General features: G+C 62.7%; 21 protein-coding genes. 14 read left to right on the plus strand and 7 right to left on the minus strand.

Translation table 11 applies throughout. The annotated features are described in order from the left end of the window. Positions 1-110 precede the first annotated feature (110 nt). Positions 111-1,382 carry an MFS transporter gene (locus tag HPQ62_RS05750; protein WP_174801935.1) on the plus strand — a complete coding sequence of 424 codons (1,272 nt, stop codon included), beginning with the start codon at positions 111-113 and terminating at the stop codon, positions 1,380-1,382. Here the strand turns inward: HPQ62_RS05750 and HPQ62_RS05755 are convergent. From HPQ62_RS05755 to hemC, 6 genes are all read right to left on the minus strand, one after another. Beyond that, positions 1,361-2,080 carry a glutamine amidotransferase gene (locus HPQ62_RS05755; protein WP_244629576.1) on the minus strand — a complete coding sequence of 240 codons (720 nt, stop codon included), beginning with the start codon at positions 2,078-2,080 and terminating at the stop codon, positions 1,361-1,363. The genes HPQ62_RS05750 and HPQ62_RS05755 overlap by 22 nt on opposite strands. After that, positions 2,073-2,561: a tellurite resistance TerB family protein gene (locus HPQ62_RS05760; protein WP_174801573.1), complete on the minus strand. Its 489-nt coding sequence runs from the start codon at positions 2,559-2,561 to the stop codon at positions 2,073-2,075. The genes HPQ62_RS05755 and HPQ62_RS05760 overlap by 8 nt, the downstream gene beginning before the upstream one ends. A gap of 102 nt (positions 2,562-2,663) precedes the next feature. After that, positions 2,664-4,445 (minus strand): heme biosynthesis protein HemY, encoded by a 1,782-nt coding sequence (locus HPQ62_RS05765; RefSeq protein WP_174801574.1) that lies wholly within the window; start codon positions 4,443-4,445, stop codon positions 2,664-2,666. 11 nt (positions 4,446-4,456) lie between these two features. Then, positions 4,457-5,743, minus strand: coding sequence for a COG4223 family protein (locus HPQ62_RS05770; protein WP_174801575.1), 1,287 nt, complete (start codon positions 5,741-5,743; stop codon positions 4,457-4,459). Positions 5,744-5,863: 120 nt separating this feature from the next. Further along, a complete protein-coding gene (locus HPQ62_RS05775; RefSeq protein WP_174801576.1) occupies positions 5,864-6,580 on the minus strand; it encodes a uroporphyrinogen-III synthase in 717 nt (238 codons plus the stop codon). 8 nt (positions 6,581-6,588) lie between these two features. Further along, positions 6,589-7,518: a hydroxymethylbilane synthase gene (gene hemC / locus HPQ62_RS05780; protein WP_174801577.1), complete on the minus strand. Its 930-nt coding sequence runs from the start codon at positions 7,516-7,518 to the stop codon at positions 6,589-6,591. Between the two features lie 65 nt (positions 7,519-7,583). Here hemC and tsaD point away from each other — a divergent pair, with 65 nt between their 5' ends. The 6 genes from tsaD to HPQ62_RS05810 all read left to right on the plus strand — a co-directional run bounded on the left by tsaD (position 7,584) and on the right by HPQ62_RS05810 (position 13,354). Next, positions 7,584-8,681 carry a tRNA (adenosine(37)-N6)-threonylcarbamoyltransferase complex transferase subunit TsaD gene (gene tsaD / locus HPQ62_RS05785; RefSeq protein ID WP_174801578.1) on the plus strand — a complete coding sequence of 366 codons (1,098 nt, stop codon included), beginning with the start codon at positions 7,584-7,586 and terminating at the stop codon, positions 8,679-8,681. Then, complete coding sequence (locus tag HPQ62_RS05790; protein WP_174801579.1) at positions 8,678-9,658, plus strand: NAD(P)H-dependent glycerol-3-phosphate dehydrogenase; 981 nt, start codon at positions 8,678-8,680, stop codon at positions 9,656-9,658. Before tsaD ends, HPQ62_RS05790 begins: the two co-directional genes overlap by 4 nt. 13 nt (positions 9,659-9,671) lie before the next feature. Continuing rightward, positions 9,672-9,965, plus strand: coding sequence for a YciI-like protein (locus HPQ62_RS05795; protein ID WP_174801580.1), 294 nt, complete (start codon positions 9,672-9,674; stop codon positions 9,963-9,965). A gap of 3 nt (positions 9,966-9,968) precedes the next feature. Then, positions 9,969-10,397, plus strand: a complete 429-nt coding sequence (locus tag HPQ62_RS05800) for an EVE domain-containing protein (RefSeq protein ID WP_174801581.1) — start codon at positions 9,969-9,971, stop codon at positions 10,395-10,397. A 398-nt stretch (positions 10,398-10,795) separates the two neighbouring features. After that, positions 10,796-12,931: a sodium-translocating pyrophosphatase gene (locus tag HPQ62_RS05805; RefSeq protein ID WP_174801582.1), complete on the plus strand. Its 2,136-nt coding sequence runs from the start codon at positions 10,796-10,798 to the stop codon at positions 12,929-12,931. Positions 12,932-13,006: 75 nt separating this feature from the next. Further along, entirely contained in the window at positions 13,007-13,354 is a 348-nt protein-coding gene (locus tag HPQ62_RS05810) for a hypothetical protein (RefSeq protein WP_174801583.1), read from the plus strand. A 67-nt stretch (positions 13,355-13,421) separates the two neighbouring features. Here HPQ62_RS05810 and HPQ62_RS05815 read toward each other — a convergent pair whose 3' ends face one another. Further along, complete coding sequence (locus HPQ62_RS05815) at positions 13,422-13,955, minus strand: outer membrane protein assembly factor BamE (RefSeq protein WP_174801584.1); 534 nt, start codon at positions 13,953-13,955, stop codon at positions 13,422-13,424. A 275-nt stretch (positions 13,956-14,230) separates the two neighbouring features. On the opposite strand from HPQ62_RS05815, the gene HPQ62_RS05820 reads away from it, so the two are divergent. From HPQ62_RS05820 to HPQ62_RS05850, 7 genes are all read left to right on the plus strand, one after another. After that, the gene (locus HPQ62_RS05820; RefSeq protein ID WP_194246286.1) at positions 14,231-14,779 is read left to right on the plus strand and encodes a ubiquinol-cytochrome C chaperone family protein; all 549 of its coding nucleotides are present in this window, start codon (positions 14,231-14,233) and stop codon (positions 14,777-14,779) included. Beyond that, a complete protein-coding gene (locus HPQ62_RS05825) occupies positions 14,772-15,344 on the plus strand; it encodes a YceD family protein (RefSeq protein ID WP_174801585.1) in 573 nt (190 codons plus the stop codon). Before HPQ62_RS05820 ends, HPQ62_RS05825 begins: the two co-directional genes overlap by 8 nt. Positions 15,345-15,463: 119 nt before the next feature. Continuing rightward, positions 15,464-16,528, plus strand: coding sequence for a phosphate acyltransferase PlsX (plsX, locus tag HPQ62_RS05830; protein WP_174801586.1), 1,065 nt, complete (start codon positions 15,464-15,466; stop codon positions 16,526-16,528). A gap of 35 nt (positions 16,529-16,563) precedes the next feature. Next, positions 16,564-17,532: a beta-ketoacyl-ACP synthase III gene (locus HPQ62_RS05835; RefSeq protein ID WP_174801587.1), complete on the plus strand. Its 969-nt coding sequence runs from the start codon at positions 16,564-16,566 to the stop codon at positions 17,530-17,532. Positions 17,533-17,634: 102 nt separating this feature from the next. After that, the gene (locus tag HPQ62_RS05840; protein WP_174801588.1) at positions 17,635-17,979 is read left to right on the plus strand and encodes an integration host factor subunit alpha; all 345 of its coding nucleotides are present in this window, start codon (positions 17,635-17,637) and stop codon (positions 17,977-17,979) included. Positions 17,980-18,108: 129 nt separating this feature from the next. Next, positions 18,109-18,639, plus strand: coding sequence for a MerR family transcriptional regulator (locus HPQ62_RS05845; protein WP_174801589.1), 531 nt, complete (start codon positions 18,109-18,111; stop codon positions 18,637-18,639). Positions 18,640-18,759: 120 nt separating this feature from the next. Further along, a complete protein-coding gene (locus tag HPQ62_RS05850; protein ID WP_174801590.1) occupies positions 18,760-21,303 on the plus strand; it encodes a plasma-membrane proton-efflux P-type ATPase in 2,544 nt (847 codons plus the stop codon). Positions 21,304-21,335: the final 32 nt, after the last annotated feature.

A 21,335-nucleotide genomic window follows, 5' to 3' on the forward strand; every position in this document is an offset into this window, starting at 1 on the left:
GCAAACATTTAGACATTCAATTCTAAACGGGCAAGGGGCGGAGGGTTTTGTCCGGGGATTATCGCTGTTCCCATCCTCTTTTTCGGTCGGCCCCGGAAAGCCTGTTGCAGATGACTGTCTCCTCTCCCGGCGCCCGCTTCGACGCCTTCCGCCACAAAAGCTATGCGATCTACTTCTTTTCGCGCTTTCTCGGCACATTTGCGGTGCAGATCGTCTCGGTGGCTGTCGGCTGGCAGATGTATGACGAGACCGGCAATGCATTCTATCTCGGCCTGATCGGCCTGTTTCAGTTTCTGCCCGCGCTGCTGCTGACGCTCGTCACGGGCACCGTTGCCGATCGCTACAACCGGCGCCTGATCGCGGCGATCTGCTTTGCGGTCGCAACCGCCTGCACCGCGGCACTTCTGGCAATCACCATGCTCGGCCTGTTTTCGCCCTGGCCGATTTTCGCGCTGCTCGTGCTGTTCGGCACGGAGCGCGCCTTTTCCGGCCCGGCACTGCAGTCGCTTGCGCCCAACCTCGTGCCGGAGCGGGACCTTTCGAATGCGATCGCCTGGAATTCGTCGTCATGGCAGGTCGCCTCCATCGTCGGTCCGGTTGCGGGCGGTCTGCTCTATGGCGGCGGTGCCTTCCTGGCCTACACGACCGCGCTCTGCCTGTTTGCCGGAGCGACCGTGTTGATGATCATGGTGCCGAAGCCGAGCCAGCGCCGCCCGGCGAGTGCGGTCACGATGCAGACCATTCTCGCCGGTTTCCGTTTCATCACGACGGAGAAGGTGGTGCTGGGCGCGATCTCGCTCGACCTGTTCGTGGTTCTCTTGGGTGGTGCCGTCGCGCTGATGCCGGTCTTCGCCCGCGACATCCTTGAACTCGGTCCATGGGGGCTTGGGCTGTTGCGCGCCGCTCCGGGCGTTGGCGGGGTGCTGGTGGCGCTGCTCCTGGCCTCGATCCCGATCCGCCATCATGCGGGCTACTACATGTTCGCGGGCGTTGCGATCTTTGGCCTGTCGACCGTCGTTTTCGGCCTGTCGAGCAGCCCGTGGATTTCAATCGCAGCGCTTGCGGTGATGGGCGGGGCCGACATGATCTCGGTCTATGTGCGCGAAACCCTGATTGCGCTCTGGACGCCGGATGAGCTGCGCGGCCGCGTCAATGCGGTCAACATGGTGTTCGTGGGCGCGTCAAACGAACTCGGAGAATTCCGTGCGGGAACGATGGCCCATGTCATCGGCGCCGTGCCTGCGGTGATCTTCGGCGGCGTCGGCTCGCTCGCCGTTGCGGTGATCTGGGCGATGCGTTTTCCCAAGCTCAGGAACGTCGACGGCCTCGAGACGCCGGCCCATCTCGTCACTGAAGCCGATCAGGCCTCTAGCGCCGGCTGAGCCACCCGCTCGAACACGATATCGAGAAATTCGCTTAGCCAGTCCTTCAAGGCCCGGTCATGCAGCATGCGGCCTTCAAGGTGAAGATGCCCGGCCTGGGCTGCGGGCAGGGAGAACCGGCTTGCGCCGTGCACCACCCAGCGCTGCATCATCGCGCGCGTCAATTCAGCATGAAACTGTACGCCGAATGCCTTTTCGCCATAGCGAAAGGCCTGATTGGGGTAGAGATCGCCGCGTGCCAGCAATTTTGCCCCGCGCGGCAATTCAAATCCCTCGCGATGAAACTGGTAGACCATGGAGGGCCAGCTCATCATCTGGCGCCCTTCCGGGGTGGCATGGAGCGGATACCAGCCGATTTCCACCGAGCCGTCCTGATTGCTGGAAACCTTGGCGCCGAGCTGGCGCGCCAGCATCTGCGCGCCAAGACAGATGCCGAGATAAGGCCGGTTTTCCCGAAGCGGTATTGACAGCCAGTCGATTTCCTTGCGGACATAGGCTTCGTCGTCATTGGCGCTCATCGGGCCGCCGAAAACGACAGCGCCGGAATGCGCATCGAGCGTATCGGGCAGCGTGTCGCCGAGCGCCGGCCGGCGGATGTCGAGGCGAAAGCCTTTTTGCGTGAGAAGCTGGCCAACGCGGCCGGGGGACGAACGTTCCTGGTGAAGGACAACCAGGATCGGCCGGGCAGTTTCAGTCATCACCGGGCATGTCTCCATTGTCGTCAATGGCCGCGCGTTTGCGCGCAGCCTGACGTTCCAGCACGCGGTCGCGCCCGGAAACGCCAATCAGTTCGGCAATCCGCCAGACGACATTGTCCTCCATCTCGCTGCGGCTGCCGTCGGCATAAGCGATGTCCCATAACAGCGCGATTAGACGGACGCGCTGGTCGTCGTCGAGATGGCGTTTGACATCGGAGGTGAAGCGGTAGAAATCGACCGCCTCGCTGCCGGCCTCTTCTCCGGCAGAAATCAGCTGTTCCAGACCCGCCCCGTGAAGGTCGTACTGGCTTTCGATCAGTTCCCGGAGGCGCTTGCGCTCGCTGTCGCTGATCACGCCGTCCGCTTCCATCACCTGGTAGCAGAGTGCAACGACCGCCACCCGCGCATCGTCCGGGCGGGGCTCGCCATGGGGCGCGTCGCTGGTGATGTCCTGCAGAAACCTGCTGATCTTTTCAAACATGGTCGAATATTCGCCTTACTGGATATGTCATCATGACCCGCCAGGCACCGTTCGCCAATACGGCAAATGGCGAAGGCGGGTCAAATTATGGTTACGACAGGTTCAGAAGAAACGGCGCTTCTTGGCGTTCGTCGGCGTCTCGTCATCGTCGCTGTCGCCGATGCCCGGATCATCCGGCGTCCGTCCGCCGAAGGGCGAAACCACGCCGTCGGTGTCGTCGTTATCGTCAATGCTGCCCTCGGCAGGACGAGGCGCATCGGTGATGTCGTCCGCTTCCGCATCGACGACGAGCGTCGTGTCGTCCGAGGATACCTTGTCCGAATTGATGGCGGAGGGCGCAGCAGGGGCGGTCATGGCGACAGGCCTGACCGATTCGGTCTTGATCTCAGGCTCGGCTTCAGGCTTGAGGACGGGCTTTTCATCCGCCTTAGGCTCGGTCTCCTTCGCCGCTTCCGGTTCTGATGCGCTTGCCGTCTCCGTGAAGATCGGCGCCTGATCATCCTTCTCGGCTTCGCCACGCGGACCGCCGACGGGCGGCAGGCTCTTCAGGGCCTCGTCGAGACGCGAAGCGCTGCCTTCTTCGACAGGACCAGCGATTTCGCCATAGGGCACCTTCCAGGAAAACGCGTCGAGCTGGCCGGTCTTCGGCGAGAACGGCCGCCAGTATTCGGAGACCAGCCCGTCGGCGACCCAGGTCGGATCGCGTTCGGAGCGGAGCGCCTGCGCCATCCAGTGGCGGACACGGCCCTGATCGCCGGTTTCGGCTTCCTCAAGGTCGGCAAGCAACAGGAAGGCGCTTTCGCGCGGCTGCATCCGTGCGGCCGCTTCCGCCTTGGTGCGGGCCTTGTCGAATTCACGTGCGTCAAGCGCCGCGCGGGCGACAACCATCAGCGACACCCAGTTGTTGGGCTTCAAAGCCTCCAGCTTTTCAGCACGCTTCAAGCGGTCGACGGCGGTATCGCCGCCGCGGGCGCGGGCATAAAGCGCACCGATCTGCGGATGCGGATCCTTCTTCCAGACCATTTCCAGCACGCCGGCGGATTTTCGAAGATTGCCCTGCGCCAGATAGGCCTTGGCGGCAATGATCGCCGCAGGATGGAAATCGTCGCGCAGTTTCAGCGCCTGAAGCGCATCGGCCGCAGCGCCCTTCGGATCGGTGTCGAGCTTGCTTTCAGCACGTGCCGTCAAGACCACGGATTTCATCCGGGCCGACTCATCCTTGTCGGTCACCTTGGCAGAACGCTGCTGGTCGAGCAGCCGGATTGCATCATCCCAGCGGCCCTGGCGGACCCGGGCTTCGAGCGTCGCCTTGGAAGCCCATGCGAGGTAGGGCGCCTTGTCGGCAGCCTGCTCTGCAAAATGCTGGGCGGCTTCGTCAGCGCCGACGCGCTTTGCCTCCAGATAAAGCCCCCTGAGGCCGAGTTCTGCTGTCTCGGGGTCCTCCGACATGGCTTCGAAAAGATGGCGGGCCTTGTCGTAATTGCCTTCCGTCAGCGCCACCTGCGCATCGAGCACATGGATCAGCGGTTCCTGATCGGCACTGAGAAGCGCGTGGGCGCGCGTCGACATCTTGCGCGCCATCACCAGATTGCCAGCGCCGACGGCGATCAGGCCGGTGGAGATCGCCTGATAGCCGCGATCGCGCTTGCGGGCGCGGAAATAGCGGGTGACGCTTTTGGGCGAGGTCCAGATCGCGCTGATCAGCCACCACAGCAGCATCACCACGAAGATCACCCCGATCAGCAGTGCAAGCGCCGTCGTCAGCGGGGTTTCGAATATACGGCCTTCCCAGACCAGTGTCAGCTCGCCGGGCCGGTCCGCAAACCAGGAGAAACCGAGCGCGAAGGCCAGAACGATGATCGCAAAAAACAAAAGCCTGATCATATCCTACCTCCTCAATTGCCAGACGCAGAAGCGCCGGCGGTTGCACCAAGCGCTTCCGTCAGCGTTTCCGATACAAGATCATCAGCCTCGATCCGGGCCTTCAGCCCGTCAGCGAATGTCTGAGATTCCTGTTTGCTTGCGGCGGGCAGCGTTTCCCATTCGCTTTCCGCCTTTTTCAAATCGCCTTCCGTCAGCGCATTTTCGATGCGGGCAACGATATCCGGCACGGTGTCGCCTTCCACATCGCCGACCGGGCGCACGCTGACCAGGCCCTTGGCGCTGTCAACGAGCCGGTTGAAGATATTGCCTTCAGGCGGTGGCGGCGCGCTTGCCGCGATGATGGCGTCGGCGTCCTTCGAAAACATGTCAGCGAGCTCTTCCTGCGTCGGGACGCCGGTATCTGCAAATGTCTTCAGCGCGCCGATCTTCGCGTTTTCCGGCGCAACGCCGAGATAGGTGGAAAGCTCGGAGGCGAAGCTCTCACCCCGGTCGATGGCCGATTTCAGCGCCGCTGCCGAGATTGCGCGCGCTACTGCGACGTCCTTTCCGGGCGTGTTGAGCTTGTCCTCGATCGTGGCGATCCTGTTTTGAACATCCTGCTGGCCGGTGGCAAGCGTGGTTTTCACCGCGTCGAGACCGGATTGCAGGCTCTGTACGGCATTGCTGTCGCTCTGAAGCCCGGCCTGAAGCGCGCCGACCTGCTGCTTCAAAGTGTCGATCTCCTCAGCCGAGCCTGTGGCAGCCGCCATCTGCTGGCGCAGCGCATCGATGTCGCTCTGGAGCTTCGACGTCCCGTCATTGGCCTTCAGCGTATCGATTTCCTGGCGCAGCGCCGCAATCTCGTCGCTTGTCTTGCCGCCACTGCCGATAACGCCGGCCTGCTGCAGAGCATAGGCTGCGGCGAGCGCAATCACGGCACCCGCAACGCCTGCAGCCAGCATGGCTGCGAAACCGGGGCCGCGGGTCCGTTCGACGGCAGGGGTGTGAGGCGGTGGCGGAGCAGGGTGCACGCTTTGCGCAGGCGTTTCCTTCTCCCGAACCGGCTCCGCATCTGCGGCCTCGTGCCCGTCATCCTCTTCGGCGTGGCGTTGCTCTTGCGCAAGCGTTTCCTCATCAAGGTGGTCTTCATGGCGCTTGATGGCCGCAGCGACATCGGCCATCGCGGTTTCTACCGCCGTCTCGTCGGGCTTGGGCTCCAGGGAGGCAGGCTCGCTGGTCGCGGGCGAAACCGGCGCAGCGTCTTCTGCTGTCTCGACGTTTTTCTTCTCGTTCTGGGAAGACGGGGTGTCCGAAACCATGGTTACCTCTTGTTGCGCTGCTCGGCTCTAGGTTAGAGGCCGAGGGGTATTAAGAAAAGGCTTTTGTTGGAGACTTGTTCCCCCAACCGATCCGCTTTCTTCTTCTTACGCCGAAGCTGATCATGGAAGAAGCGAAAGCAGGCTTTCCTCGTTGGGTGCCCCGGCGATGCGGACCGCCCCGGCGAACGCCGCAGGCACTGCCTTAGCGACATTTTCCGAAAGGCAAAGAAAGAGGGGGGCTGATGCGCTTTCGCGCAGGATATTCGCCGCGCCAAGCGCAAAAAAGCGCATCGCCGTCATCTGCGAATAGAACAGGATGGCGTCCGCGTCCTGGATGGCCACGCTAAGGTCCGCAGCCGCATGGTCGATCGGCGCCATGGTGTAGACGGCGACGGTTTCAAATGGCACGCCGAGCGCGGCAAGGCGGCGTTCGAGATGCGGCGCGCGCAGGCTGCCGGCAAGGTAGAGCAATGGCGTCTTTGAAAACAGCGACCGCTCGGCGGCGATCGCCTCGGCAAGCGCCTCGCCATTGCCGGTGCCGGTGAAGATCCGCGTGAAGCCGGCCACCAGCGCCGCATGCGCCGTTTCTGCACCGACGGCAAAGAGCGGGCGGTCGCGGAGCGCCGGCGCATCGCGTTCGGCATCGAGGCCCTTCAGCGCTTCCGTGCTGGTCGCAGCAAGCGCCGCCCAGCTTTGCCGTTTCAGAGCCTGCCTTGCGCCGTCCGGATCATGCACGGTGTGAAACAGTGGCAGCGCCACCGGTTGATGGCCGAGCCGCTCCAGAAGCGCGCCGGTCTTCAGCGCCTTTTCTGCGGGCCGGGTCACCAGAACGCGCATCGTTGCCCTCAGCTCCAGTCTTCGAAAAAGTGCGCTCCGGCGCGGCCCCGCAATTCCTCGCCTGCGGCCCGGCCGAGATCGGCAGCATCGCTGCGCTCGCCTTCAACATTGATGTCATGCGCCTCCCTGCCATCCGGCGACAGGATCATGCCCGAAAAGCGGATCGTGCCGCCATCGATCGTGGCGTGGCCGGCAATCGGCGTGCGGCAGGAGCCGTCGAGCGCTGCCAGAAAACCGCGTTCGCAGGCAACGGCGTCCGATGTGTCGCGGTCGTTGATGGGCGCGAGGAGCGCCGCAATCCGGTCATCGCCAATGCGCTGCTCGATGCAGATCGCGCCCTGCGCCGGGGCCGGGATGAAGGTCTCTGCATCGAGGATCTCGGTCGCCTTTTGCTGCAGGCCAAGCCGGGTCAGACCGGCATAGGCGAGAAACGTACCGTCAACGGCGCCGTCGGCCAGCTTGTCAAGCCGGGTCTGCACCGACCCACGGAAGATCACCACCTCGATATCGGGACGCAGGCGGCGAATCAGCGCCTGGCGTCTCAGCGAGGCGGAGCCGACGACGGCGCCCTTCGGCAGATCGATAAGCCGCTCGGCGGTGCGGCCGATAAAGGCATCGCGCGGATCGGCGCGCGGCAGGAAGGTGGAAAGCGTCAGCCCCTCCGGCAGCGCCGTCGGCATGTCCTTCGAAGAGTGCACGGCGAAATCGAGCGCGCCGGAGGAAAGCTGGGCCTCGATCTCTTCGGTGAAAAGCCCCTTGCCGCCGATCGCGGCAAGCGCACGATCGGTAATCCGGTCGCCCTTGGTCGACAGCACCACGATCTCGAACATGTCTTCCGGCAGGCCATGGGCGGCCACCAGCCGGTCGCGGGTCTCATAAGCCTGCGCGAGCGCCAGCGGGCTGCCGCGCGTGCCGATCCTGTAAGGTTTCGTTTGCATCCTGCGTCCACCATTGTTACCGGGTGTCTCGTAAACCGGATTGCGCCCTGCCGCAAACAATCGCGATGAAAAAACAGACACTCTTTCTCGGCATCGAATCGAGTTGCGATGAAACCGCCGCCGCCATCGTGGCGATGGATGAGGCCGGGCATGGCGAAATCATAGCCGATCTGGTGTTCAGCCAGCTCGAGGAACACGCGGCCTTCGGCGGCGTGGTGCCGGAAATCGCCGCGCGCGCGCATGTCGAGGCAATGGACGGGCTGATTGCCGGCGCGCTTGGCGAAGCGGGGATCACGCTGGACGATCTCGATGGCGTTGCCGCGACCATCGGCCCCGGCTTGATCGGCGGGCTGATGACCGGCGCGATGAGCGGCAAGGCGATTGCCTATGCGGCGGAGAAACCGTTCTACGGCATCAACCATCTTGAAGGCCATGCGCTGACGGCGCGGCTGACGGATGGCGTTTCCTTTCCCTTCCTGATGCTGCTGGTATCCGGCGGCCATACCCAGATCGTGCTGGTGAAAGGCGTCGGCGATTACGAGCGCTGGGGCTCGACGATTGACGATGCACTCGGCGAGGCCTTCGACAAGACGGCGAAACTGCTGGGTCTCGGCTATCCCGGCGGCCCGGCGGTCGAGCAGGCGGCCAGAAATGGCGACCCGAAGCGCATTCCGCTGCCGCGACCGATGAAGGGCGAAGACCGGCTTGATTTTTCGTTCTCCGGCCTGAAGACAGCCGTGCGGCAGGCGGCACAGGCGCTGGCGCCTGTCAGCGACCAGGATGTTGCCGATATCTGCGCCGCCTTCCAGCTTGCGGTGACCGACACGCTGGAAGATCGTCTTCGCCGTGCATTGCTGCGGTTTCAGGCCGAAGGCTATCAGAAGGATGCGACACCCGCGCTGGTGGTTGCCGGCGGTGTTGCCGCCAATGGCGCGATCCGGGCAATGCTGACCGGTCTCTGCACGAAGGAAGGCTTTGCCTTCGTCGCGCCGCCCTTGCGGCTTTGCACCGACAATGCTGTGATGATTGCCTGGGCGGGGCTGGAACGCATCCGTCTGGGGTTTGATCCGGACGGGATGGATGTTTCCGTGCGCTCGCGCTGGCCGCTCGATGGCAATGCTGCGGCGCTGATCGGAAGCGGCAGGAGAGGGGCCAAGGCATGACCAGCAACACTGTCGTCATCGGTTCGGGTGCGTTCGGCACGGCGCTTGCTGCCGTGTTTGCCCATGAAGTCGAGGATGCTGTCACGCTGCTTGGCCGCAATGCCGGGCTGATCGGGGACTTGCAGAAGACCCGCCGTCACGAGGCGGTGCTGCCCGGCATAGATCTGCCCGCAGCGCTTGCTTTCACCATCGATCCGGCCGTTCTGAATGCTGCGGATACGGTGGTGCTTGCGGTGCCGGCGCAGGCGCAGCGCGCCGCAGCCCTTTATTACGCGCCGTATCTGAAGCCTGGTGCCACCATCGTTTCCGCAGCCAAGGGCATCGACCGCGCAAGCGGACGTCTGATCACCGAGGTGCTGGCGGAAACGCTGCCGGACCATGCCGCCGGCGCGCTGTCCGGTCCGGGCTTTGCCGTCGATCTGGCAGCCGGAAAGCCGATTGCGATGGTGCTCGCCTTTGCCGACGGTCAGCGCGCCCGCGAGACGGCGCAGATCCTGTCGGGCCGCACCTTCCGCATCTATGCCTCGGGCGATCCTGTCGGCGTGCAGATCGGCGGCGCACTGAAGAATGTGCTGGCGATTGCCTGCGGCATTGTCGAGGGCGCGGACCTCGGCGAATCCGCCCGTGCGGCGCTGATTTCGCGCGGTCTGGCTGAGATGTCGCGGCTGGCTGTCGCCATGGGCGGCGAACCGGAAACGGTGCGCGGCCTTTCGGGGCTCGGCGATCTGGTTCTGACCGGCACCTCGCGCCAGTCGCGCAATTTCCGCTATGGCGTGGCGCTGGCCGAGGTGAATTTCGAGAGCGTCAACGCAGCGCTTGTCGAGGGCGTCTACAGCGCCTCCGTCGCCAACGATCTCGCCGCGAGCCATGGCGTGGAGATGCCGATTTCAAGCGCCGTCGCCCGCGTGCTCGAGGGCAAGCTCGGCATTCCGCAGGCGCTCGAGGAACTGATGAGCCGGCCGATCACCACTGAATGAAGAGGACAGACAAATGCTCTACGCTGTTTTGTGCAAGGACAAGCCCGAACACCTCCATGTCCGCATGGAAACCCGCCCGCGCCATCTCGAATGGGTCGACGGGTTGAACGAAAAGGGCACGCTGAAGATCGCAGGCCCCTTTCTCGACGCCGACGACAAGCCCTGCGGCTCGATGCTGATCATCGCGGCGGAGAGCCAGGCGGCAGCCGAAGCGATCGCGGCTGAGGATCCCTATGCCGGGGCCGGGCTGTTCGAGACCGTCGAGGTCAAGCCCTACAAGTGGCTTTACAACAATCCGGAGGCGTGAGGCATGGCGTACTGGCTGTTCAAGTCCGAGCCGTTCAAGTTTTCCTGGCAGATGCTGAAGGACAAGGGCGAGACCGGGGAAGAATGGGACGGTGTGCGCAATTATCAGGCGCGCAACAACATGCGCGCCATGGAAATCGGCGACAAGGGCTTCTTCTACCACTCCAATGAGGGGCTCGAAGTCGTGGGCATCTGCGAAGTCTGCGCGCTTGCCCATCACGACAGCACCACCGATGATCCGCGCTGGGAATGCGTTGACATTCGCGCGGTGACCGAAATGCCGAAGCCCGTTTCGCTGAAGGACGTGAAGGCCAATCCCGCGCTTGCCGACATGTCGCTCGTCACCTCGATGCGGCTTTCGGTGCAGCCGGTGAAGGAAGACGAGTGGCTGGAAGTCTGCCGTATGGGCGGTCTCGACAATCCGCCGATGTGAGCGCGCGCTGGCTGCAAAATGCTGCAGCCTTCCGCCCAAATGCCGTGCACGGCGTCAAACGCGAGCGCGATTGGCTTCGTCAGCCCGTCCGTTCATCCGGCATCTTGCGATAGCGCGAGAGCGATTGCTCCCTCGCAGCGTTCGGTGCGATTCCTTTAGCGGCGCCGGCGCCTTCCCCGATGGTCTAATGTCCTTCCATGGCACTTGACGCCTTGGCCGCAGCCCATCACTCTCACCCTGGCTGGCGGCGCGGGAGGAAACGGACGCCGGACAGCGTCATACGGCGGTCTTACGCCGGCCGGCAGGTGCAGGAACCTTCCGACAGGGGCTGATTTCGCCGTCTAGTCAATTCGGCCGAGAGGCGTTTTCGCGCCGGCCGTAGAGGGAAGGAAAGCGAAATGACGATACTGCTTGCCGTAATTGTCTGCGGCCTTCTGTCAATCGTATATGCGCTATGGGCCATTCGCTCGGTCATGGTTGCCGATCAGGGCACGCCGCGCATGCAGGAAATTGCGGGCTTCATCCGCGAGGGCGCGCAGGCCTATCTGACGCGCCAATATACCACGATCGCGATCGTCGGGGCGGTCGTGTTCATCCTGGCCTGGCTGCTGCTGTCGCTTAACGCGGCGATCGGCTTTCTCATCGGCGCCGTGCTTTCGGGCGTTGCGGGCTTCATCGGCATGCATGTCTCGGTCCGCGCCAATGTGCGCACTGCCCAGGCTGCTTCCTACAGCCTGCCCGCAGGGCTCGATATCGCTTTCAAGTCTGGCGCGATCACCGGCATGCTGGTGGCCGGCCTCGCCCTGCTCGGCGTCTCGGTCTATTATTATTATCTCACCGTGATCATGGGCTATGCGCCGAACGATCGCGAGGTCATCGATGCGCTCGTGGCGCTCGGTTTCGGCGCGTCGCTGATTTCGGTGTTTGCGCGTCTCGGCGGCGGCATCTTCACCAAGGGCGCCGATGTCGGGGGCGACCTTGTCGGCAAGGTCGAGGCAGGCATTCCGGAAGACGATCCGCGCAACCCCGCAACGATCGCGGACAATGTTGGCGACAATGTCGGCGATTGCGCGGGCATGGCGGCTGATCTGTTCGAGACTTATGCGGTTTCCGTGGTCGCGACCATGGTCCTCGCCGCGATCTTCTTCGGCGGTGCCGCCTTGCTGCCCGACATCATGCTGCTGCCGCTTGCGATCTGCGGCGTCTGCATCCTGACGTCGATCGTCGGCACCTTCTTCGTCAAGCTCGGCACCAATGGTTCAATCATGGGCGCGCTCTATCGCGGGCTGATCGTCACCGGCGTCCTGTCCATCGTCGGCATCGCGCTCGCGATCTGGATGACCATCGGCTTCGGTTCGATCGGCGAGGTGGCGGGGCGCAACATAACCGGCATCGCGCTCTTCATCTGCGGCATTGTCGGGCTGGTCGTCACCGCGCTGATCGTGGTGATCACCGAATATTATACCGGCACCGGCAAGCGCCCGGTGGTGTCGATCGCCCAGGCTTCGGTCTCGGGTCATGGCACCAATGTCATTCAGGGCCTTGCCGTCTCGCTTGAGGCAACGGCGCTGCCGGCGCTCGTCATCTGCGGGGGCATCATCGTCACCTATCAGCTGGCGGGCCTGTTCGGCACCGGCATTGCAGTCACCGCGATGATCGGCATTGCTGGCATGATCGTGGCGCTCGACGCTTTCGGGCCGGTCACGGACAATGCCGGCGGGATTGCGGAAATGGCGGGGCTTCCGCCTGAAGTGCGCAAGTCCACGGATGCGCTCGATGCAGTCGGCAATACCACCAAGGCGGTCACAAAGGGCTATGCGATCGGTTCGGCCGGGCTCGGCGCGCTGGTGCTGTTTGCGGCCTATTCCAACGATCTCGCTTATTTCGCGGCGCATGGCGACCAGTATCCGTTCTATGCGAATATGGGTGATATCTCGTTTTCGCTCTCGAACCCCTATGTGGTTGCGGGACTGATCTTCGGCGGGCTGATCCCCTACCTCTTCGGCGGGATCGCGATGACGGCGGTCGGCCGGGCGGCGAGTGCTGTCGTATCGGAAGTGCGCCAGCAGTTCCGCGACAAGCCGGGCATCATGACAGGAACCGAAAAGCCGGACTATGGCCGCGCCGTGGACATGCTGACGCGGGCCGCGATCCGCGAGATGATCGTCCCGTCGCTGCTGCCGGTGCTGGCGCCGCTTGTGGTGTTCTTCGGCGTCTGGCTGATTTCGGGTTCCAAGGCTTCGGCCTTCGCAGCGCTTGGCGCCTCGCTCCTTGGCGTGATCGTCAACGGCCTGTTCGTCGCCATCTCTATGACGTCCGGCGGCGGTGCGTGGGACAATGCCAAGAAGAGCTTCGAGGACGGCTTCGTCGATGCCGATGGCGTGACCCATGCCAAGGGTTCTGAGGCGCACAAGGCATCCGTCACGGGCGATACGGTGGGCGATCCCTACAAGGATACGGCCGGCCCAGCCGTCAATCCGGCGATCAAGATCACCAACATCGTGGCGCTCCTGTTGTTGGCCGTCCTGGCGTGAGCTATCCTTCCCCCGGGCCCTGTCCGGGGGAATGTTTCTGGACGGACCGGCCCGGCAGAAAGGGAGTGAAATTGCATGAAAAGACTTTTGGCGGCCGGTCTCGGCCTTGGCCTTCTTGCAGGTTGCCAGTCGACGCAGGAATCACAGGAATATGCCATGGTTCAGACCGCGCTGAGCGGCAGCAAGGCCATGCAGAGGGAAGTTTCGAAAGAGTGCGTGAAGGACATGGGCGGGCTCAGCGCGGAAGATCTGCGCATGACGGCGGTCTTTCTCGATACGACAAGGTCCAAGGCGGTGCCGCTGCTGTGCTCGCGCATCGTGGCAAGCATGGCCAATGGCGATCTGAGCTATCAGGATTACAAGGATGTGCAGCGCGGAAAGCTCTCGCCGAAGGTCATCCGGGTGATGCAGGGGACGAACTGAGCGTCTGCTGAAAATCACCGGTCATATGAAATGGCAGGCCCGAGGGCCTGCCATTTGCGTTTTCGAATTAGGGCCCGACAACGCCGGCATTGTTGCCTGCGCCAAAGAAGTCGCGCGCGGCACTGCCGCCGGTACCCTGCAGGATCTGCTGGATAAAGGTGATTTCCTTGCCGCCGGTCGGCGTCGTTTCGGTGGCCATGTCGATGAGATTGCCGTCCTGAAGCGTGTAGCGGCCGATTCGCTGGACGCGGCCGTTGCCGTCGAAATAGATCGCAAGGATCTCCTGATCGACGAGGCGCGGCTTCTGGAACGCGAAGCGCTTTTCCTTCTTCTGCGAAATATAGAAGAAGACTTCATTGTCAAAGGTTGCGGTGGTCGAGGGTTCGCCAAGCGTCAGCAGCACCTGCTCGCGGCTGGAGCCCACCTTGACGAGCTGAAGCAGCTGGTCGTCGATGACGTAACCCTGGTAATAGACGCTCCGCGTGCCGACAACGTCGCTTGCCGAGCAGCCTGCAATCAGAAGCGTTGCGGCGACAAGCGCACCGGCGGCTGCCGGGCGAACCGGACCAAAATCAATTTTCACACCGTGCGTCTTCAACATACACTCCCTGGCAAGTCTGATGCCGGTCGGCGAAACCGCCGGCGGTTTGTCTCATGTGCCAACGCCAAAGCTTGTTGCTGGCGACGATTCCCGGTTGCGGGCAGGGCCCGCGCAAACTACCATTATGCATGGTTGGTTCAAGGGACCGGGACCGTCTTTGGCCGGCTCGTCATCAAGCTTCGCGTTTTCCAGGGTAACTGGATAAACCAGCTTGTGTCCGGATGCAATTGCGACGGCCGGCCTGATGGAATTGAAGTAGAAAGAGTGGGATTGCCTTGGGACTTTTCAGCAGGAGACGCGGCAACCGTCAGGTGGTTCAGCGCCAGTACGGCGTGATCACCACGACGGCGCGCCAGCCTTGTTTTTATACCGATTACAATGTTCCAGACACCGTGATGGGCCGTTTCGAGATGCTCTCGGCGGTAATGATCCTGTTTCTGTCGCGCACGTCCAGATCCTCCGAGATCGGCAAGCAGCTTTCGCAGGACGTGGTCGATGCCTTCTTTCTCGATATCGACTATTCGATCCGCGAGCTGGGCGTGGGTGACAATTCCGTGCCGAAACGGATGAAAAAGCTCGCCGGCATGTTCTACGGCCGGCTGGAGCGTTATGTGCGCTGTCTGCAGGACCGCGACCTTTCCCAATTGGCGATCGCGCTTGCCCATAATATCGAAGGGGCCGATGCCGATCATCAGCCGATGGCCGAACTCGCGCGGTGGATGCTTGCAAATTTCGATCACCTTGCCCGCATGGACGAAGTGATGGTGGAAACCGGCATGGTGAGCTTTCTTGTGCCGGAAAGTGCGGAGGTTGTCCGTGGCTGAGACATTTGAAAAGAGCCTGCCGTTCTCCCGGCCATTTCCGGTCGCGCGCGCTTCTGCCGTTGCCTTCGACATGAAGCTTGAGACCGATGAGCGTGAACGCGCTGCAACGGCTGATTTTCTCGATGTGCGGACGGTGGACGCGCTTTCGGCAGAGCTCAGGATTTCGCCCTGGCGCCGGGATGGCGTGCGCGTGCGCGGCACGGTGCGCGCAGAGATCACCCAGTCCTGCGTGGTCACGCTGGAGCCGATCGAGGCCGTGATCGAGGAGGACGTCGATGCGACCTTCCTTCCCGAGACCTCCCGTCATTTCCAGCGCAAGGTCAATGAAGAGGGCGAACTGATCGTTGATCCGGACGGCCCCGACGAGCCGGAGCCTTTCTCCGGCAGCGAGATCGATATCGCGGCGCTGGTTGTCGAGGCGATCGGCCTTGCCATCGATCCCTATCCACGCAAGGAAGGCGCCGCAGTGCCGGAGGAATTTGCCGTGCCTGAAGATGATGCCGATGAGGAGGCGCCGCCCTCTCCCTTCGCTGCGCTCAAGAACTGGAAGGGCGACGCGGACTAGCGGGCCTGAGGGGCAACACCCCGAATTCGAGGTTTTTCAACCGGACTAGTTGTGTCAGGAAACAAAAAGGGTATTTTGGCGCGGCTCCGCCGATGCGTGTAAACAGGGACCTCAAACGTTTGATTAGAATATCCATTGATGTCATGGGGGGAGATGTCGGACCGGAGGTCGCGATCGGAGGCGCGGCCCAGGCGCTGACGCGCCATCCCGATATCAGCTTTCTGCTGTACGGCAGGAAGGAGGCGATCGAACCGCTTCTCGCCAATTATCCGAAACTTGCGGGCCATGCCGAGGTCATTGACTGCGAAGTCGCCGTCGAGATGGACGAAAAGCCGAGCCAGGCGCTCCGGCGCGGCCGCAACGTGTCGAGCATGTGGAAGGCGATCGAGGCGGTCAAGGACAACAAGTCCGATGCCGCCGTTTCCGCCGGCAACACCGGCGCGCTGATGGCAATGGCCATGTTCTGCCTGAAAACCATGCCTGCGATCGACCGGCCTGCAATTGCCGGCATCTGGCCGACCGTGAAGGGCGAGAGCATCGTGCTCGACATCGGCGCGACGATTGGCGCGGATGCCAAGCAACTGCTCGATTTCGCGCTGATGGGCGGCGCGATGGCGCGCGCGCTGTTCGAGATCAAGAAGCCGACCGTGGGGCTGATCAATGTCGGCGTCGAAGAGGTCAAGGGCGTCGAGCAGGTCAAGGAAGCGGGCAAGCTTCTGCGTGAAGCCGACATCGACAATCTCGAATATGCCGGTTTCGTCGAGGGCGACGACCTTGGGCGCGGGACGGTGGATGTCTTTGTGGTCGAAGGCTTTACCGGCAACATCGCGCTGAAGACGGCCGAGGGAACGGCGCGCCAGATCGCGGAATATCTGCGTGCCGCAATGTCGCGCACATGGATGTCGAGGCTCGGATACCTGCTCGCACGCGGCGCGTTCCGGATGCTGCGCGAGAAGCTCGACCCGCGCAAGGTCAATGGCGGCGTGTTTCTGGGTCTCAACGGCATTGTCATCAAGAGCCATGGCGGCACGGACGCGGAGGGCTATGCGTCCGCGATCGAAGTTGCCTATGACATGGTTCACAATGGCCTGCAGGCCAAGATCCAGCATGATCTGAATGAATACCATGCCCGTAATGCATCGCCGATGGGGCCGGATGCGGCCCGAGCCGGCGAAACAGGATAACGCAGCCTTCGGCTGCCAATAAGGATAAAACAAAGATGAACCGTTCTGTCGTTTGCGGTTTCGGTGCAGCCCTGCCCAAACGTGTCGTCACCAACGAAGAGCTTCAGCAGCTCGTTGACACGTCTGATGCCTGGATCCAGCAGCGTACCGGGATTCGCCAGCGCTATATCGCAGGCGAGGGTGAAACGACGGCCTCGCTTGGCGAGGCGGCAGCGCGCGCAGCGCTCGCGAATGCAGGCCTCACGCCCGATGACATCGACGCCATCGTGGTCGCGACCTCGACGCCCGACAACACGTTTCCGGCAACCGCAGTCAACATCCAGCATCGCCTGGGCATGAGCCATGGCTTTGCCTTCGACATGCAGGCGGTCTGTTCTGGCTTCGTCTATGCGGTCACCACCGCCGACAACTTCATCCGCGCGGGCCGTGCAAGGCGGGTGCTGGTGATCGGCGCGGAGACCTTCTCGCGCATTCTTGACTGGACGGATCGCACCACCTGCGTGCTGTTCGGCGATGGCGCCGGCGCCATCATTCTGGAGGCGGTAGACGAGGCGGAAGCCGGCGACCGCGGCATCATCGCCTCCAGCCTTCGCTCCGATGGCGCGCACCGCGAGAAGCTCTATGTTGATGGCGGCGTTTCATCTTCCGGCCAGATCGGTCATCTTCGCATGGAAGGCCGGGAGGTCTTCAAGCATGCCGTGGGCATGATCACCGATGTGATCGTCGCTGCCTTCGACGAAGCGGGGATTACGGCTGAAGAGCTTGACTGGCTGGTGCCGCACCAGGCCAACCGCCGCATTATCGAGGGCTCTGCCAAGAAGCTCGGCATTCCGATGGAGAAGGTGGTGGTCACCGTCGACCAGCATGCCAATACCTCGGCCGCGTCCATTCCGCTGGCGCTCGCTGCCGCTGCTGGCGACGGGCGGATCAAGCGCGGCGATACCGTGATGCTCGAGGCCATGGGTGGGGGCTTTACCTGGGGCGCCGTTCTGTTGCGCTGGTAGCGCCTTTCACCAATCATTCTGTCCCATCAGGCGCTTGACCACCATGCCGGTCGGCAATAGTGTCTATGGGACGGGGAACCAATTGAAAATCGGGATGCGGTAATGCCTGGCAAAACTGTGACGCGTGCGGACCTGGCCGAGTCGGTATTCCGCAAGGTGGGTCTTTCACGAACGGAATCGGCCGAACTGGTGGAGACCGTAATCGACGAGATTTGCGATGCCATCGTGCGTGGCGAAACGGTGAAGCTTTCCTCATTCGCGACGTTTCAGGTGCGCGACAAGAACGAGCGCATCGGGCGAAACCCCAAGACCGGCGAGGAAGTGCCGATCTCGCCCCGCCGGGTGATGACCTTCAAGGCGTCCAACGTCCTGAAGCAGAAGATTCTCAAGGCGCATCTGATGCGCCGCAACAAGGCCGAAAAGGCCGCCGCCAAATCCGCCGGCTGAGCGAACACCGCATTCATCTGATTGTGTCTTGTCATCGCGACCCGTTCGCGGTGAAATGATTGCGATTCGATATCGCGTGCGGTCGGCATTGCCTGCCTGCCGTCAATGCATGAAAGCCGGGAGCGTTTGATGAGCATGGACAAGAGTCCCGAGGCGTTTCGCACCATTTCCGAGGTTGCCGAAGAGCTGGAACTGCCGCAGCACGTCTTGAGGTTCTGGGAAACGCGTTTCACGCAGGTGAAGCCGATGAAGCGTGGCGGCGGACGCCGCTATTACCGGCCGGAAGATGTGGAGTTGCTGAAGGGCATTCGTCATCTGCTCTACGATCACGGCTACACCATCAAGGGCGTGCAGAAGCTGCTGAAGAGCAACGGCAACCGCTTCGTCACGGCTGTCGGCAACGGCGATGCCGAGCTGATCGAAGCGCTCGCACCGCAGATCGAGGCCCGCCAGCAGGAAGACCAGCCCTCCATCTTCGACGACGATCAGGTCGTCGGACGGCCGAAGAAGGCAAGCGGCAAGGGTTTCTTCCGTCGCGCCAAGGATGATGAGGCCGATGTTTCTCCAGCCTTCGGTCTTGCCCGCTCGGACGATGCCATGCTGAAGGAGGTCCTCTCCGACCTCCTGGAATGCAAGCGTCTTCTCGATCAGGTGCGCTGACGTCCTTTCCGCGCCAGATCCCGCAAAAGCGCTATGATTCGCGTTTCCGCGTAAACGCATGTTGCCAAATGCCGCAACATCTGTTTCCACTTCCGGTAGCAGGATGTTGGAGTGCCGTTCATGGCTCATGGCTCGGGCAAGCAGGATCTCGAAACCGCATCGCTTGACGCGGTGCTGGCTGATCTCGAAACCGATGCCGGCAGCGGCCTGTCGGATGGCGAGGCGGAAACGAGGCTCGGTCGATACGGCCCGAACGCCCTGCCGGAAGAAAAATCCAGCATATTCCGCAAGATCGCCCAGCACTTCATCGGCCCGATCGCCTTCATGATCGAGGCGGCCGCGCTGGTTTCGCTCGTTCTTGGCGACTGGGGCGATTTCTTCATCATTTTCGGCCTGCTTCTCTTCAATGCCGGCCTCGAATTCTATCAGGACAGCAAGGCCACAAGCGCGCTTGAAGCGCTCAAGAATTCGCTTGCCCCGCAGGCAAGCGTGGTGCGCGGCGGCACGGTGAAGACGATCGACACCGCACGGCTCGTGCCCGGGGACATTGTCCGCCTGCAGATTGGCGCAATCGTGCCCGCGGATCTCCGGCTTGTCGATGGCAACTATGCCTCGATCGATCAGGCGGCGCTGACCGGCGAATCCCTGCCGGTCACGAAGAAGCCCGGCGATCTTGCCTATTCCGGCAGCGTCGTCAAACAGGGCGAGATGACCGGCGTGGTGATTGCGACGGGGGCCGAGACCTTCTTCGGAAGGACCGCAAGGCTGGTGGCGGGGGCGGGCTCCGTCAGCGAGGCCCAGAAGGCGATGTTCCACATCGGCAATTTCCTGATCGTGCTTGCCGTCGTGCTGGCGATGATCATGGTCGCCGTCCAGGTCTATGTCGATATCGTCAAATCCGACAATTGGGGGCTTGCCGATGCGCTGGCGATCCTCCAGTTCGTGCTGGTGCTGCTGGTCGCCTCTATCCCCGTTGCCATGCCGGCGGTGTTTTCCATCACCATGGCGCTCGGCGCGCTGGCGCTTTCCAGGCAGAAGGCGATCGTCTCGCGCCTGTCCTCGATCGATGAAATGGCGGGCGCCGATATCCTGTGTTCCGACAAGACCGGCACGCTGACCAAGAACATCCTGACGCTGTCCGAGCCGATCCCGCTTGATGGGTCAGATCCTGCGGCGGTGGTGCTGCTTGCGGCGCTTGCTTCGCACGCCGAAGGCGGTGATGCGATCGATGGCGCGGTGCTCGGTGCGGTCGGCGACAAGGCCGCCCTTTCCCTCTACACGGTCTCGAAGTTCACGCCGTTTGATCCGGTGTCCAAACGTACCGAGGTTGACGTGACCGGACCTGACGGCAATGTCTTTTCAATCTCCAAGGGCGCACCGCATGCGATTGCCACGCTCTGCAAGGGAGAGGGCGCAGCCACGCTCGACGGCCATGTCGCGGCACTCGGGGCAAAGGGATACCGGGCGCTGGCCGTTGCGCGGTCCGATGATGGCGGCGCGAGCTGGCGTCTTGCGGGCATCCTGCCGATGTATGATCCGCCGCGTGACGATTCAAAGGCGACGATCGACGCCGTGCGCGCCAAGGGCGTGACGGTGAAGATGATCACCGGCGACGATACCGCGATCGCGCGCGAAACCGCGCGTCAGCTGGGTCTTGGCACCAATATCCTGGCCGCAGCCGACATCTTTCCCAAGGACATGGACCCCGACAATGTGCCCGGTCCGATCGCCAACCGGATACTCTCCGCCGACGGCTTTGCCCGCGTCTTTCCGGAGCACAAATACGCGATCGTCAAGACCTTCCAGAAGAACGGACATCTGGTCGCCATGACCGGAGATGGCGTCAACGACGCCCCCGCCCTCAAGCAGGCCGATTGCGGTATCGCGGTTTCGGGCGCGACCGACGCGGCCCGCGGTGCGGCGGCCCTGATCCTGACAGCACCCGGCCTTTCCGTGATCGAAAATGCCATCGACGAGGCGCGGCGGATTTTCGGTCGGATCACCAGCTACACCGTCTATCGCGTGGCGCTGACGATGACGATCATGTTCCTGGTGGTGCTGTCGACCATATTCCTGGGGTTTCAGCCGCTCACGCCGGTCATGATCGTGCTGATGTCGCTGCTTGACGATATCCCGATCATGACGGTTGCCTACGACAACACCACCGTCTCCGATCAGCCGATCAGGTGGCGGATGCCGCATCTGTTGACGGTATCAGCTGTGCTCGGCTTTGCGTCGATCGTACAGTCCTTCGGCCTGCTTCTGATGGGGATGGAGGTGATGTCCGAGCCGGCGCGCTGGCCGGGGCTCGGCCTTGTCGACGAGGGACACCTGCAATCGATGATGTTCCTGGCCCTGGTCGCCGGTGGCCATCTCCTGCTCCTGGTGGCGCGCACGGAAAACTGGTTCATCAGGCGACCATATCCCGCGCCGCCGTTGTTGATCGCGATGGTTGCCACCCAGCTCGTTGCGGTCATCATGTGTGGATTCGGCATACTGGTGCCGAAGATACCGTGGCTGCTGATCGGCCTTGTCTGGCTCTACCTCATCGCCTGGCTGTTCGTGCTTGGCGTGGTGCGCATTGCCATCGACAATATGCTCGAGAACCGCAGTGCCCGGCGCGCCATGTCGATCGATGTCGTCAATGCGCGGCTCAATCGATAGCTGACGCCGCAGCCGATTGGCCGGCTCGCGCG

The sequence above is a fragment of the Martelella limonii genome, from assembly GCF_013344475.1.
Classification (GTDB): Bacteria; Pseudomonadota; Alphaproteobacteria; order Rhizobiales; family Rhizobiaceae; genus Martelella; species Martelella limonii.

Bases quoted from the DNA above. Each gene is read 5' to 3' on its own strand.
- HPQ62_RS05750 (WP_174801935.1), top strand. From the start codon at position 111: ATGACTGTCTCCTCTCCCGGCGCCCGCTTCGACGCCTTCCGCCACAAA.
- HPQ62_RS05755 (WP_244629576.1), bottom strand. From the start codon at position 2,080: ATGACTGAAACTGCCCGGCCGATCCTGGTTGTCCTTCACCAGGAACGT.
- HPQ62_RS05760 (WP_174801573.1), bottom strand. From the start codon at position 2,561: ATGTTTGAAAAGATCAGCAGGTTTCTGCAGGACATCACCAGCGACGCG.
- HPQ62_RS05765 (WP_174801574.1), bottom strand. From the start codon at position 4,445: ATGATCAGGCTTTTGTTTTTTGCGATCATCGTTCTGGCCTTCGCGCTC.
- HPQ62_RS05770 (WP_174801575.1), bottom strand. From the start codon at position 5,743: ATGGTTTCGGACACCCCGTCTTCCCAGAACGAGAAGAAAAACGTCGAG.
- HPQ62_RS05775 (WP_174801576.1), bottom strand. From the start codon at position 6,580: ATGCGCGTTCTGGTGACCCGGCCCGCAGAAAAGGCGCTGAAGACCGGC.
- hemC (WP_174801577.1), bottom strand. From the start codon at position 7,518: ATGCAAACGAAACCTTACAGGATCGGCACGCGCGGCAGCCCGCTGGCG.
- tsaD (WP_174801578.1), top strand. From the start codon at position 7,584: ATGAAAAAACAGACACTCTTTCTCGGCATCGAATCGAGTTGCGATGAA.
- HPQ62_RS05790 (WP_174801579.1), top strand. From the start codon at position 8,678: ATGACCAGCAACACTGTCGTCATCGGTTCGGGTGCGTTCGGCACGGCG.
- HPQ62_RS05795 (WP_174801580.1), top strand. From the start codon at position 9,672: ATGCTCTACGCTGTTTTGTGCAAGGACAAGCCCGAACACCTCCATGTC.
- HPQ62_RS05800 (WP_174801581.1), top strand. From the start codon at position 9,969: ATGGCGTACTGGCTGTTCAAGTCCGAGCCGTTCAAGTTTTCCTGGCAG.
- HPQ62_RS05805 (WP_174801582.1), top strand. From the start codon at position 10,796: ATGACGATACTGCTTGCCGTAATTGTCTGCGGCCTTCTGTCAATCGTA.
- HPQ62_RS05810 (WP_174801583.1), top strand. From the start codon at position 13,007: ATGAAAAGACTTTTGGCGGCCGGTCTCGGCCTTGGCCTTCTTGCAGGT.
- HPQ62_RS05815 (WP_174801584.1), bottom strand. From the start codon at position 13,955: ATGTTGAAGACGCACGGTGTGAAAATTGATTTTGGTCCGGTTCGCCCG.
- HPQ62_RS05835 (WP_174801587.1), top strand. From the start codon at position 16,564: ATGAACCGTTCTGTCGTTTGCGGTTTCGGTGCAGCCCTGCCCAAACGT.
- HPQ62_RS05840 (WP_174801588.1), top strand. From the start codon at position 17,635: ATGCCTGGCAAAACTGTGACGCGTGCGGACCTGGCCGAGTCGGTATTC.
- HPQ62_RS05845 (WP_174801589.1), top strand. From the start codon at position 18,109: ATGAGCATGGACAAGAGTCCCGAGGCGTTTCGCACCATTTCCGAGGTT.
- HPQ62_RS05850 (WP_174801590.1), top strand. From the start codon at position 18,760: ATGGCTCATGGCTCGGGCAAGCAGGATCTCGAAACCGCATCGCTTGAC.